This is a genomic window from Streptomyces sp. P17 (assembly GCF_032436805.1).
In the GTDB taxonomy this organism is placed as follows: Bacteria; Actinomycetota; Actinomycetes; order Streptomycetales; family Streptomycetaceae; genus Streptomyces.
The window spans coordinates 60,011-73,308 of the sequence record NZ_JAVRBF010000021.1; the positions used below are offsets into that span (position 1 = coordinate 60,011).

Sequence of the window (13,298 nt, forward strand, 5' to 3'; positions counted from 1 at the left end):
CTGCGGCGATTCATAGACTACATGTTCGTGACGATGGGATGGGGCTGTCGCTGTGAGTCTTGATGTTCTGACTTGCCTCGGGAGGCGTCGATCACGCGTGTTCGTCGCCAGCGAAGGCGGTCGTAGGTCATGGCCGCTGCTGCCAGAGTGCGGTCATGACTACGACACCGGATGGACGGCCGATTCCTCCCGCGCATGCTGATGAGCGCGCCATGCTGGAAGCATGGCTTGACTTTCACCGTGCGACTCTCACCGTCAAGTGCTCGGGCCTCAAAGATGATCAATTACGACTGGCCTCGGTGGCGCCGTCGTCGATGACGCTGCTGGGTCTCGTCCAGCACATGGCTGAAGTGGAACGCAACTGGTTCCAGCGCGTGTTCACGGGCCAGGACGTGCCCCCGGTCTTCGGGGAGAGCAATACTGATGGCTTTGCTCTTCATCCGGACCGTGGGCTCGACGAGGCGACGGCTGTCTGGCAAACGGAAGTCGCTCGCGGCCGTGAGCTCATCGCCGCCGCATCACTGGACGACTCCGGTCGCTTGTCCGAACAGGAAGCTGGCCATGTAGGCGATCACGGTGTGTCGCTGCGCTGGATCATGGTCCACATGATCGAGGAGTATGCACGTCACAATGGCCATGCCGATCTGATCCGAGAGCGCATCGACGGAGTCGCCGGGGCGTGAGGCGCGTTTCCGTGACTGGAATGACCGCATGAACGAGCCGCCGCCCCCTCAGCTGGCGGTGGCTCGTTCGGCCTGCCCAGCGGGATCACGGGATGGGCCCGTCCACCGGGGCGGTGGACGGGCCCTGAGATATCAGCGGGATGCGATCAGGCCGGTGGTTCCGTCCCGGTGAGGCGGGCTTCGAGGTCGGCGACGCGCCGGTCCTGGAAGCGGAGGTTGGATCGGGCGGCTTTGAGCCGCTCGTCGAGGGTGCGGTTGTCGGCGGTCAGCTGGCGGACCCTATGTTTGAGGGTGGTGTTCTCGGTGGTGATCCGCTGGATGGCCTCTTCGGTCCACTCGGCTTGCAAGTCCCTTATCTGGCCGAGAAGTTCACCGATGCGGGTGCGCTGGGTAAGGATCTCGGTCTGGGCGGCCTTGAGCGCTTCCTCGGCGTTCAACGCGCGCTCGCGCCAGGTTGCCTCGCGCTCGTTGTCCTGTTCGACGAGGATCCGAGTCCGGCGATCACCTGCCTCGGCTATCGCAGTGGCGACGGCGGCCCGGGCCTCGGGGTTGGCATAGAGGAAGGTGCGCGAGACGTTCGCCCGCCGGGCGACAGCAGCGACGCTGACCTGGGCCTTCTCCCGTTGGAGCCGGGCGATGGACTCGCGGACCCGCAGGAGGGCCGTGTCGGTCTTGCCGCGGCGAGCTGCCAGGGCCGCGGCAGTGCGGGGTTCGGGAACGGCGTTCATGCGACGTCCTGTTCGGGGTCGGTGTCCTCGGCTGTGCACGTATCGCTGTACTCGCTCTCCTGCTCCGTGCCCGCGTCGGCGAGGTCGGCGGCGCGGAAGACGGTGGACCAGACGCGGTGGAAGTAGTCCTGGGGTTTGCGCAGGTCCAGGGCGAGGGCGTCGTCGAGGAGGCCGAGGCCGGCCAGGGCCTTCTCCAGGCCGTCGATGGCACGGGCGGTCGGCTCGAAGTAGCGGTGGAGGTAGTCGGCGGTGGCGTCGTCGGGGGCGCCTTCTGCGAGCAGCCGCCACTGCTCGCGCTTGCGCCGCCAGTAGAGGAGGTCGGCGCCGGACAGGACGAACTTGTCGCAGTTGTGGCAGTCGAGGTTCCAGGGGCAGGCGCCGCCGTCGACGACCGGCTGGAAGGTGCAGAATCCGCCCTCGGCGGGGGTGCTGCGGCGGGACAGATCGATGGCGAGGGCCTGAGCCTGTTCGCGGGTGAGCGGGGTGGCCGCCTCGGTGAGGATTTCGCCCGGGCTGGCGGTCCCCGGACCGGCGACCCAGACGTGTTGGAGGACGTCTTCGAGGTCGGACTGGGTCAGGTGGACGTAGTGCTCGGCCATCCGCTCGGAGACGTGGCCGAGGTATCGGCGGACGTGGGTCAGGGTCGCCCCGGCCCGTAGCAGGCTGGTCGCCAGCGAATGCCGGGCCTGGTGGGGGACCCAGCGGCCGATGTCGAGCTCGTCGATCCAGAGCTTGAAGCCCTTGTGGAACCACTTGTAGGACAGCGGCCGACGTCCGTCGCGGTTACGGATGTTCGTGGGGAACAGCGCCATCCTGGTGCGTTCCTCGGCGGTGGGCGGCCGGTTGTTCCGGGCCTCGAACAGGATCAGGGTCTTGCGCTGGCGTGCTTCCAGAAGTTGGTGGACCCGCTCGGGGATCCGCAGGGCCTGGTCGTAGTTGCCGACCTTGGTCTGGTCGTGCCAGAGCATCGGGAGTCCGCCGTAGCGGCCGAGGCACTCCAGGCGGAGCTGGAGGATCTCACCGCAGCGGCGGCCCGTGACGATGATCGTCTCCCAGGCGTCCCGCAGGCCGCGGTCGAACGGGTCGTAGGTCTCCGCGAGCCTGAGCAGGTTGGTCTCGTCGGCGAGCGCGCGGGCGACACCGTCGGCGAACGGCTGCCGAGAGCGGCTGACCGTCCGTCCTGGGGCGGGCATGGCGGCGATGAAGGCCCGGTCCAGGCCGAGACGTTCGGCATCGCCTGACTCCAGGGCCCCTCTCAGGAGCCGCCGGGTGCGGTGGAAAACACGCTGTCGGGTGTTGGCGGTCACGATCGACGGCTTGCCGTGGACGCCTCTGGCCGCCAACGAGACGAGGCCGTCCCGCTCGCGTTGCCGCTGGTCGGCGACGAACTGGTGCATGTGCTCGGCCGTCAGCACCCGCGGGTCGTGGCCGCCGGCGGGAGCGTGGAGTTCCAGGAAGGTACTCAGTTCCAGACCGGCCCGGCGCATGTCGTCGAAAGTTCCTCCGCTGCGCGGACAGCTGGGAGAGCGCAGGATCGCGACCAAGTGGTCCCAGATCAGGTCGCGCAACCATTGCTGGGAGACGCCGGTGAGGTCCATGCGGACCGAGCGGCCGGTGAGCTTCCGCCCGAAGTGCTCGGTGAGGATGTATCCGAGCTCGCGCGTCTCGGCCGGCGTCACGTAGAGAGGCTGCAGCCAGCCGGTAACGGCCCGCACGATGTGGACCGCCTCGCGGCTGACCGCCTTCTGCAGAAGCCGTTCCTCCTCGGGGCCCGCGTCCGTCAGCGACCGGAGACCGTGCTCGCGGGCGAAGTTCGCCAAGCCCTGCCAGGTCACCAGTTCCCAACGGCCGTGCGCCTTCTGGGTGTAGGCGAACATGCCCCACTTGATCTCGGCCCGCAGCAGCGGATGCAGCCCCCGAAGGTTGACCTGCGCGGGCCGGAGCACCGCCACGGCACTCGCGCACCAGCGCTCGAAGGCGTGCTCGTCCTCATAGCTGACCGGCGCGACCAGCCCGCGGCGTCCATAGCGGGTGCCCCACTGCGACGGCAGGGCCGCTCCTCCCGGCCTGCCATGCCTGCGGTAGCGGCGTTCGTGCCGGAAGCACAGACCGAGCGGGGAGTCCGCCAGTTCGGGGCAGACCTGGACCCGGCAACTGCCGAAGCCCGGGAGGGAGTGCTGGTCGAGGAGCCAGGCGTCGAAGTCGGCATCGCCGTCCCGGCGGCCGCGATGGTTGTACCAACGGAACTCGTGATAATGGCAGAGCTCCAGCGTGAGGTGTCGGGCGGGGCGTTCGGGGCAGATCCCGCAGGTCCGTTGCTCCACGCCATCCCCAAGGCCGACGGACGGCGCGGTGCGGAGGAACTCTGCTCGCGTTCCTTCCCGGGCGCGGTGGTCGCGCCAGAGCATCTCGTGGGATGAGCACAGATCGCCGTGGCCCATCGTGGACCGCTCGCAGTCAGCGCAGAGGCAATTCCACCGGTAGACAGGATGGTTCGGTGGGACCTTGATGATGTCCGGGCGGAACAGCGGGTCGAACGACGGGACGCTGATCAGCGCGGTGAGGATCTCCAGCCGGTCCCGGCCGACGCGGGGGTCCGGCTGCGGCAGCAGGGTTGTCACGGTCACTTCGGCTCACCCCAGACCGTGCGCAGGGCGGCGTCGAACGTGGGGTCCTGAAGGTCGACGTGGCCGTAGACCTCGTCGACCGTAGCGGCCGAGGCCCAGCCGCCGGCGTCCCGGGCTATCAGCAGGTTGCCGTCGGCGGCGTCGAGGACAGCGGAGGTGAACGTGTGCCGGAAGGCATGGGGTTTCACCAGCCCGAGCCCGGCGCGTTTCCCGGCCCGGCCGAGCATCCGCCGGGCCCCGACCGGCGCCCATGGCTGCCCGATGCGGGCGCCGTGCAGCTGGACCAGGAGCATGCCGTGTCCCGCGCCGCGCGGGTACTCGCTGGTGAGGTACTCGAAGTAGGTGTGCACCATCTCCGGGCTGACCCGCTTGATCAGCCCGCCGGTGACCGTGCCGTGTTCGACCTGCCAGGAGTGCTTGGTCTTGGCCTCGGCCCGGTTGGGGTTCTCCGGCCGGTGGCAGACATGCAGGTGAGGGCTGCGGCACTCGTTGCAGGCCGCGTTCTCCCGCAGGTGCAGGTCGACCAGGTGCAGCCCGCAGAGTTCGCCGATCCGAAGCCCGCCGTCGGCGAGCCAGGTCACCACCAGTCGGTCCCGGGCCGAGTTCACCGTCTCCAGCAGCTTCTCCCTCGCCCCGTCGGGCAGCATCTTCGGGTGCCGCCGGTGCGGCCCTTTCGGCGAGAGCGGGTTCGCCGGCATCACGGATTTCACGTGCCCGAGCAGCGAGCGGCGACGGTCCACCCGTGACGGCAGTCGCGTGCCATCGAGCTTCTCACCGAGGTCCACGTTGACGCCGAGGGACGCCTGGTGCAGGTAGAAGCCCTTCAGGCAGGACGCCGCGATCGACAGCGCGGACCGGCCGTAAGGGCGCTTGCCTACCCGCCACGGCTCCCCGAGCGGCATGTGGACCTCGGCGCCGACGATGCCCATGTACCGTTCCAGATCGCGCAGTTGGACCGTGTCGAAGGCCAAACACTCGCGCTCCAGCCACCGCAGGTGATCCACCAGGTAGTACGCGTATGTCTTCTGTGTGCCCGAGCCGTCATGGCCGCGCAGGAACCGGTCCGCCTCAGCGTGGAGGGTGCCCTCCGGGCAGACGATGGTCCACGACCTCCATCCGCCCTTTCGCTCGATCCGCTGGACCCTCAAGTCCCCGACCACAAGGTGCCGTACCACTCGTCCTCCGTACCGACTCCAGAACATGACGAACGTCCTGAACCCGGTCGGTAAACGAACCCATGACGTCCACGCCACAGGCTCGAACGGACATCACGAACAGCACAAATCACGGTCGGTAAAGATCAGAGTGATCCACTCGCGGATGATCGCTTCGAGTTCGTCGATGAAGAAGAACGCCTCATTCTCGACCTTCTCGCCGCGGCTGTGCACGTCCGAGCCCTTGTAGCCGGGCAGCGCGGCCAGCACTCCCTGGTTGAGGGTGAGGAACCAGCGCTCGATCGGCTTGTCGGTCGGCGTCTTCGGCCGGGCCGGCTGCAGCGAGATGTCCAGCTTCGCGCAGACACTCTGGATGTGGTTCGAGAGGTAGACCTTGCCGTGGTCGTAGATGATCGTCTCAGCCGCGACCGTCGGCAGCAGCGGCTGTCCGTCCCGGTCGACCAGCTTGTCCGCGTCGACCACCACGGTGGACGGCACCCCGCAATACGGCAGCGGCTCACCCCCGTCGTCCGGAACTTCTCGCGGCCTTACCGTCTCGAACAGCACCCCGGCCACGTCCGTCGACTTCGTTGACACCGGAGTCAGCCGCAGCCCGGTGATGCACCGGCTGTAGAGATCCATCGCGACCGTGAGTTCGCACTGCACCCACCGGCAGGTCACCGGCTCCATCGCGAAAACGTCCAGGCAGTTCGTGTCCAGAACCACGTACTCGCCCGGCCGCGTTGCCCGCAGCCGGCCATAGGTCCCCGTAGGGGCGTTGGCGATAGACCGCTTGCCCTTCGTGCTGCCCTCGAAGGCGTTCGTGCCCTTGGACAGCGCCCGCAGCAGCTCGTAGCCCGTCGTGCGTGCCGGAATGGGGACCGTTCCCTTCCCGTACTCCTTCCGCAGACGCTCCTCGACCTCCATGAGGACCAGATTCCGCACCGGCCGCGATCTCTTCTCATGACCCTTCAGCACCGCTTGGGCCATATCCAGCCACCGCGAGTCGGCCCGGTCCAGCACACTCGCCTTCGGACGCTCGTGCACCAGCCCGGCCGGGCCCGAGCACTTCACCTGCCGTACCCAGTTCCGGATCGTGCTCTCGGCGACCCCGAGCTCCACCGCCTTGGCCGCATACCGATGCATCAGCGGGGTTGTAGGCGCGTAGTCCGGCCGGGGCTCCCCCGGCAGAGCCAGTACCTCGTCGCCGAGCTGGTATCCGGTCATGACCTCCTGAACATGCCGGAACCTCCGCGTCAGGGCGTCATCGCCGTCGTCGTCGAGACTGCCCAGAACCGCCGCTGCCGACGGCTCGTCCTGCGGCACCGGGACCAGGATCTCGGTGCTGGGATGGGCCAGCAGCACGGAGATGTCGACCTGCCGCCACTTCGGCGTACCGAACACCGCTGTCGCCGGCTCGAGAAGAATCCGGCGGCCCTCGATCTCCGCGACAGTGAACTGCTCTCCGTCGAAACTGAGCGGAAGCCCCGGCCGCAGAGGCGTCGTCCAGGCGCTCATACGCACCTCCGCACTACTGACTCACCCGACAACGGACGTGTCAGATCCGTCGTCAGCCGCCCGGACCACAACAAGGCCATCAGCGCCGGCCTCGCCTCCTCGGGCGGCCGATCACCTGCCAGCCGGCGCTCGGCCAGAGCCAGCTCCTCACCGTCTTCCACCTGCTCCCACGCCTGCTCCACCTCGGCCTCCGGCACCACACCGGGCCGCCGGTAGGCAGCCAGGAACCGCACGTTCTCCAGGAGCGCCCGATCCGCCCCGGACCAGATCTCGTACTCCCAGCCGTGCCGCCGAATCAGCTCACCCGGCCAGGCCAGGGCTTCCACGATCTTCGGGTCCCGCAGCCGGTCCGCCGGTTTGACGTTGACCACCCGCACCGTCGCCGAGCGCATGACCAGCAAAAAGTCCGGGACGTGGTGTCGCACGCGGTCGCCGATCCGAGCTGCCAAGCGGCACGGCTGGGCGAAGATCCCCTGCACTGCCGGATCAAAGTCCGCCAGCAACAGCCGGGCTAGCTCCAGGCGACTCTCATAGACCACATGCCCGCCCGTCGTCGCGGACGCGTACTTGCCCGAGTAGTGGGCCATCCCGTGCACCGACCGGACATCACGCCACGGCCTCGACTCCGCGAAGTCGGCCAACCGCAAGTGCTGTACCGGGACTTTACGTACCGACGCGTCCTCGTACCGGATCGACGCCGTAGGAACCTTGCGCGTACCACGGGCGCCGCCCGAGCTCCGTACTGCCATGCGGGAGACGGTACGAAGCACAGACAGCCCACGGACGGAGAAGACCGAAGACGCCCCGGAGGAGATCGCCACTGACCGTAGTCGCTGTCAACCGGATCGCGGATTTGCTAATCCACTGCTAAAGGACCGCCTTCATTGCTAACGGAGTTGCGGATCCTAGAGACCGCTACAGCCGCGCCCCCTTCAACGCCATGTGCAGCAGCAGCCGGTCCTCGCCGTCGTCCAGGTCGAGGCCCGTCAACTGCTCGACGCGGGACAGGCGGTAGTAGAGGGTCTGCCGGTGGATGCCGAGCTCGGCGGCCGTCCGCGCCGCCTGTCCGGCGCAGTCGAGGTAGACCTCGGCGGTGCGGGCGAGTTCACGGTGGGCGGGGGAGAGGAGCGGGGTCACCGCCGGGTCGTGCGCCGTCTCCGGGGGCAGTGCGGTCAGCAGGCGGTACGGGCCGATGCGGGCCCACTGGGCGACGGGCCCGAGCCGCGGCTCGGCCAGCACCGCGCGCGCCGCGGCCGACGCCTCCCGCCAGGCCGCCCCCAGCTCCACGAGCCCGGCCCGCGCGGCCGCGATACCCGCGCCCCCCTGTCCGCCCGCCCGCTCCAGCAGCCGCCCGGCCGCCGATGTCGCCGGGGTCAGCACCTGCGGGGACCGCAGCCGGATCAGCAGAGCCAGCGAGTGGGCCGTCGTCCCCCACGGCACCGTGCACAGGGCCGTCGCGCCCGGCACCGTACGCACCGACGGGGCGTCGTCCGGATCGGCCGAGGGCCAGGGGGCGACGCAGACGACCGTATGAAGGGAGTCGGCGCGGGCGCCGAGGGCGGTGCGGAGTTCGGCGACGGCCATGTCCCGCTGCCAGCCGCGCTCGGCGGTGAGGACGGCCCGCAGCTCCCGGGTGAGGTCGGCGCCGTGCTGGGCCTCGTCGGCGAGCAGGTTGCCGATGCGGACGGTGACGTCCATCGCGGCGGCCAGTTGGCGGTCGGTGGGGCCCGGGTCGTCGTCCAGGAGCCAGACGTAACCGAGGACGACGCCCCGATGGCGTACCGGCAGACAGATCCGGCCGCGGTAGACGCCGGCCTCCGGCGTGGGCGGGATCCGGACGGGAGCGCTCGCGCGGGTGATGCCGAAGCCCTCGAACCAGGCCCGGACGGCGGCCGTGGAGCGGCGGGTCAGGATCGACCGGGTGCGCACGGGGTCCAGCGCGGAGGCGTCCAGCTCGCCCTCGCTGTCGTACGCGCCGAACGCGATCAGCTCGAAGTCGCGGTTCTCCAGGGTCGCGGGGGCGCCCAGCAGTGCCGAGATCTCGTCGACCAGCTCCTGGTAGTCACCCTTGAATTCCGACGTCACTCGGGCATTCTCCCGCATTTCCCGGGGGCCCTCATACATCTGTATGAGATCTGCGGCACGGATGCGTGACAGCTGTCGATGGCCGACGATCGGAGGGATCCTTAGGTTTCACGGTGGTTCTCCGTGCTGTACCCCAAGCGTTGGGTTACGGCCTGTTTCTGATGGTTTGTGGAGGTGCCCCGTGCTGGGTCCCGTGATTCTCGCCGCGTCGCGCAGCGACCGGATGCGACGTCTGGTCTCGGCGGCCCCGGTCACCAAGCAGGTCGTCGACCGCTTCATCCCCGGCGAGACCGTGGACGAGATCGTCCCGATCATCGAGGACCTCACGGCCAGGGGCCTGGAGCTGACCATGGACGTGGTCGGCGAGGACATCACCACCCCCGAGCAGGCCGAGGCCGCCCGCGACGCCTATCTGGAGCTGGTCGACCGGCTCAAGGGCCTGGACCTCGGCACGCGGGCCGAGATGTCCGTGAAGCTCTCGATGTTCGGCCAGGCCCTGCCCGGCGGCCACGAGCTGGCGCTCGCGAACGTCCGCCCGGTCGTCGAGGCAGCCGCCGCCATCGGCACCACGGTCACCCTCGACGCGGAGGACCACACCACCCTCGACTCGATGTTCGCCATCCACGAGGAACTGCGCGGGGACTTCCCTCAGACCGGCTGCGTGATCCAGGCCTACCTGTTCCGCACCGAGGCCGACGCCCGCCGCCTCGCCGCGAACGGCAGCCGGGTCCGGATCGTCAAGGGCGCCTACAAGGAGCCCGCCGAGGTCGCCTACCAGGACAAGGCCGAGATCGACAAGGCGTACGTCAGGATCATGCGCATCCTGATGGAGGGCTCCGGGTACCCGATGATCGGGTCCCACGACCCGCGTCTGATCTCCATCGCCCAGGAGCTGGCCCACCGCGCCGGGCGCAAGCTGGACGAGTACGAGTTCCAGATGCTGTACGGCATCCGCAGCGACGAGCACCTGCGCCTGGCCGCCGAGGGCCACCGCATGCGCGTCTACACCGCGTACGGCACCGACTGGTACGGCTACTTCATGCGGCGCCTCGCGGAGAAGCCGGCGAACCTGCGCTTCTTCGTCCGCTCGATGGTCACCAAGGGCTGATGCACGTGGTGAGCGGCTGCCGTTGGCCTCCGGCGAGTGCTCGGAGGGTGACGGCAGCCGCCCCGCGGCCGGCTGAGCCGGACCCAGATCCGTGGAAAGGAGTTACGGATCCCGTGACCCCGCCCCCGAAGAGGCTTCTCACGAACTCGCCGCAGCGAGCCCGTGACGGTCAAGCCCTGACCATCGCTCACCATACGCAACCGCTTCAGCTCCCCCCGACTGAAGCCCGGGAATCACTCGGAAGAGGTACACCCCCATGGACGCTGTGACCCAGGTCCCCACCCCCGTCAACGAGCCGGTGCACGGCTATGCCCCCGGCTCGCCCGAGCGTGCCCGGCTTGAGGCCAGGCTCAAGGAGCTGGCCGACAACCCGATCGACCTGCCGATGACCATCGGCGGCGAGAAGCGGATGGGCGGCGGCGAGCGTGTCGACGTCGTGCAGCCGCACAACCACAAGGCCCGCCTCGGCACCTACGGCACCGCCACCCAGCAGGACGCCCAGGACGCCATCGACGCCGCCCTCGCCGCCGCCCCGGCCTGGCGAGCGATGTCCTTCGACGACCGCGCCGCGATCATCCTGCGCGCCGCCGAACTGCTGGCCGGCCCCTGGCGCGAGACGCTGGCCGCCTCCACCATGCTCGGCCAGTCCAAGACCGCCCAGCAGGCCGAGATCGACACCCCCTGCGAGCTGGTCGACTTCTGGCGCTTCAACGTCAAGTACGCCCGTGACCTGCTCGCCGAGCAGCCCCCGGCGAACTCCCCGGGTGTGTGGAACCGTCTGGACCACCGCCCGCTGGAGGGCTTCGTCTACGCGATCACGCCGTTCAACTTCACGGCCATCGCGGGCAACCTCCCCACCGCCCCGGCCCTGATGGGCAACGTCGTCGTGTGGAAGCCGTCCCCGACGCAGACCCACGCCGCCGTGCTGCTGATGGAGCTGCTGGAGGAGGCGGGGCTCCCCAAGGGCGTCATCAACCTCGTCACCGGTGACGGCATCGAGGTCTCCAAGGTCGCCCTGGAGCACCGGGACCTCGCGGGCATCCACTTCACCGGCTCGACCAAGACCTTCCAGTACCTGTGGAAGACGGTCGGCGCCAACATCGAGAAGTACCGCTCCTACCCGCGTCTGGTCGGCGAGACCGGCGGCAAGGACTTCGTGGTCGCCCACCCGAGCGCCGACCCCGCGATCCTGAAGACCGCCCTGACCCGCGGCGCCTTCGAGTTCCAGGGCCAGAAGTGCTCGGCGACCTCCCGGGCGTACATCCCGGCGTCGATCTGGAACTCCGGCTTCAAGGAGGAGGTCGCGGCCGAGGTCGACTACCTCACCATGGGTGATGTCACCGACCTGTCGAACTTCATCGGCGCCGTGATCGACGAGCGTGCCTTCGCCAAGAGCAAGGCCGCCATCGACCGCGCCAAGTCGGACCCGGCCTGCACGATCGTCGCGGGCGGCTCCTACGACGACTCGGTCGGCTACTTCGTCCGTCCGACCGTCATCGAGTGCGACGACCCGGAGAACGAGGTGTTCACCACCGAGTACTTCGGCCCGATCCTCGCCGTGCACGTCTACGAGGACGACAGGTACGAGGAGATGCTGACCCAGATGGAGTCGGTCTCCGACTACGCCCTGACCGGCTCGGTCATCTCGGGCGACCGCGCCGCCGCGGCCTACACGATGGACAAGCTGCGCTACGCGGCCGGCAACTTCTACATCAACGACAAGTCGACCGGCGCCGTCGTCGGCCAGCAGCCCTTCGGCGGCGGCCGTGCCTCCGGCACCAACGACAAGGCCGGCGCCCCGCAGAACCTGATGCGCTGGACGCTGACCCGCGCCATCAAGGAGACGCTGGTCCCGCCGACCGACTACACCTACCCGCACATGGGCTGATCCCAGCTGATCCCCAACTGACGTGAACGGGCCGGGTCCTGAGGGGACCCGGCCCGTTCGCGTGTGCAGAATGCGGTCATGACCGTGACGACCGATGACGGGGTACGACTGTGGGCGAGCGCGTCGGGCCGCGGCGCACCCCTGGTGCTGTGCCACGGCGGGCCCGGGCTGTGGGACATGTTCGAGGACGTGGCCGGACTGCTCGACGACCGGGCCACGGTGGTGCGTTGGGACCAGCGGGGCTGCGGCCGGTCCGAGCGGTGTGCCGGGCCGTGGACGACCGACCGCTTCGTGGCCGATCTGGACGCCGTACGACGCCACTTCGGCCTGGAGCGGACGGCGCTGCTCGGCCATTCCTGGGGCGCGCAGCTGGCGTTGAGCTACGCGCTGGCGCATCCGGAGCGGGTGACGGGGCTGGTGTATGTGAGCGGCACGGGCATCGATCCCGTGTCCGACTGGCACGGCCGCTTCGAGGAGAACTTCCTCGCCCGGCTCGCCGAGGTGCCCGAACGGCTCGCCCGCTGGCGGGATCTGAAGGACGGGGACCGGGAACAGGCGGTGCTGCGGTGGTCGGCCGAGTTCGAGGACCGGGAACGGGCGCTGGAGCAGGCCGGGCGGATGGCGGATCCGTGGTTCGAGATCAACTTCGCGTGCAACAGGGCCCTGAACGCCGGGACGGAGCGGTCGTGGGGCACGCCGGAGCTGTATCAGGCGTGCCGCGCCCTGGACCTGCCGGTGCTGATCGTCGACGGCGCCCGGGACCTCCGGCCGCGTACGTCGGTGGACTCCCTGGAGCGGGCCCTGCCGCGGGTGCGCCGGGTGATCCTGCCGCAGGCCGGGCACCTGCCGTGGGTGGAGGATCCGGAGGGCTTCCGGAAGGCGGTGGCGGGGGCGCTGCGCTGAGCTACTCCGCGATCTCGGTCCGCTCCCACCACTCGTACACCGGCAGCCGGCCGTCCGGTGTCTCCCCGGTCCGCGAGGTAGGGCGGAAGTGTTCGTATCCGCCACGGAGTTTGATCTTCACATCCGGCCCGGGGGCCGGGGTGGGCACGATCCGTTCGGGCAGGTCGTCGGGACCGCCTTCGAGAAACACTTTCGCCGCGTCGTTCATGATCTCACCGTCCCCTCATCACCACGGTAGACCCGTGCCGCGGGCCGCACCGTCTCAGATAGTAGGAAGTCCGAGTAATTGTGGAGACAGAAGCGTCACCCTCCCTTAACTTTGTAGGAGCCGAACGTCTCGCTCGACCAAGCGAATGGCGGTCGTGAGCCGGGCCCCGTGCAGGCAACCCCTGTGGCACCGCTCCCCGCCCCACCCGGCGTCTCGTAACCCCTCTTCCGCACTCCCGGATTGTTGAAGGAGTCGATTTCCCATGGCCGAGACGACCGCCCGCCGAGTCCGTCATCTCTCCCGTTCGAGCGAGTCCGACCGCAAGAACGCCGCCGCTGCCTTGCAGCGCGCCCTCGACCGCCGTGACAACGGCGGCGCCACCGGCCACTGAGCCGG

12 protein-coding genes are annotated in these 13,298 nt (G+C 69.1%); 5 read left to right on the forward strand and 7 right to left on the reverse strand.

Annotated features, from left to right (window positions below; genetic code table 11):
* Positions 1 to 155 precede the first annotated feature (155 nt).
* The gene (locus RMT89_RS15885) at positions 156 to 683 is read left to right on the forward strand and encodes a DinB family protein (protein WP_315884412.1); all 528 of its coding nucleotides are present in this window, start codon (positions 156 to 158) and stop codon (positions 681 to 683) included.
* Between the two features lie 146 nt (positions 684 to 829).
* Here the strand turns inward: RMT89_RS15885 and RMT89_RS15890 are convergent, their stop codons facing one another.
* The 6 genes from RMT89_RS15890 to RMT89_RS15915 all read right to left on the reverse strand — a co-directional run bounded on the left by RMT89_RS15890 (position 830) and on the right by RMT89_RS15915 (position 8,813).
* On the reverse strand, positions 830 to 1,411 hold the full coding sequence (locus tag RMT89_RS15890) for a DUF6262 family protein (protein WP_315884413.1): 582 nt from the start codon (positions 1,409 to 1,411) through the stop codon (positions 830 to 832).
* The gene (locus RMT89_RS15895) at positions 1,408 to 4,038 is read right to left on the reverse strand and encodes a site-specific integrase (protein WP_315884414.1); all 2,631 of its coding nucleotides are present in this window, start codon (positions 4,036 to 4,038) and stop codon (positions 1,408 to 1,410) included. Before RMT89_RS15895 ends, RMT89_RS15890 begins: the two co-directional genes overlap by 4 nt.
* Entirely contained in the window at positions 4,035 to 5,213 is a 1,179-nt protein-coding gene (locus RMT89_RS15900) for a tyrosine-type recombinase/integrase (RefSeq protein ID WP_315884415.1), read from the reverse strand. The genes RMT89_RS15895 and RMT89_RS15900 overlap by 4 nt, the downstream gene beginning before the upstream one ends.
* A 93-nt stretch (positions 5,214 to 5,306) precedes the next feature.
* Positions 5,307 to 6,710: a hypothetical protein gene (locus RMT89_RS15905; protein WP_315884416.1), complete on the reverse strand. Its 1,404-nt coding sequence runs from the start codon at positions 6,708 to 6,710 to the stop codon at positions 5,307 to 5,309.
* Positions 6,707 to 7,459, reverse strand: a complete 753-nt coding sequence (locus RMT89_RS15910; RefSeq protein ID WP_315884417.1) for a TnsA-like heteromeric transposase endonuclease subunit — start codon at positions 7,457 to 7,459, stop codon at positions 6,707 to 6,709. The genes RMT89_RS15905 and RMT89_RS15910 overlap by 4 nt, the downstream gene beginning before the upstream one ends.
* A 166-nt stretch (positions 7,460 to 7,625) precedes the next feature.
* Complete coding sequence (locus RMT89_RS15915; RefSeq protein WP_315884418.1) at positions 7,626 to 8,813, reverse strand: helix-turn-helix domain-containing protein; 1,188 nt, start codon at positions 8,811 to 8,813, stop codon at positions 7,626 to 7,628.
* 163 nt (positions 8,814 to 8,976) lie between these two features.
* On the opposite strand from RMT89_RS15915, the gene RMT89_RS15920 reads away from it, so the two are divergent.
* The 3 genes from RMT89_RS15920 to RMT89_RS15930 all read left to right on the forward strand — a co-directional run bounded on the left by RMT89_RS15920 (position 8,977) and on the right by RMT89_RS15930 (position 12,694).
* Positions 8,977 to 9,903: a proline dehydrogenase family protein gene (locus tag RMT89_RS15920; RefSeq protein WP_315884419.1), complete on the forward strand. Its 927-nt coding sequence runs from the start codon at positions 8,977 to 8,979 to the stop codon at positions 9,901 to 9,903.
* Positions 9,904 to 10,159: 256 nt separating this feature from the next.
* A complete protein-coding gene (gene pruA / locus RMT89_RS15925; RefSeq protein ID WP_315884420.1) occupies positions 10,160 to 11,791 on the forward strand; it encodes an L-glutamate gamma-semialdehyde dehydrogenase in 1,632 nt (543 codons plus the stop codon).
* Between the two features lie 78 nt (positions 11,792 to 11,869).
* Positions 11,870 to 12,694: an alpha/beta hydrolase gene (locus RMT89_RS15930; RefSeq protein WP_315884421.1), complete on the forward strand. Its 825-nt coding sequence runs from the start codon at positions 11,870 to 11,872 to the stop codon at positions 12,692 to 12,694.
* Between the two features lies 1 nt (position 12,695).
* On the opposite strand, the gene RMT89_RS15935 is transcribed toward RMT89_RS15930, so the two are convergent.
* On the reverse strand, positions 12,696 to 12,902 hold the full coding sequence (locus RMT89_RS15935; protein WP_315884422.1) for a DUF5988 family protein: 207 nt from the start codon (positions 12,900 to 12,902) through the stop codon (positions 12,696 to 12,698).
* Between the two features lie 262 nt (positions 12,903 to 13,164).
* Between RMT89_RS15935 and RMT89_RS15940 the strand changes: the two genes are divergently transcribed.
* Positions 13,165 to 13,293: a hypothetical protein gene (locus RMT89_RS15940; RefSeq protein ID WP_260859743.1), complete on the forward strand. Its 129-nt coding sequence runs from the start codon at positions 13,165 to 13,167 to the stop codon at positions 13,291 to 13,293.
* Positions 13,294 to 13,298 lie beyond the last annotated feature (5 nt).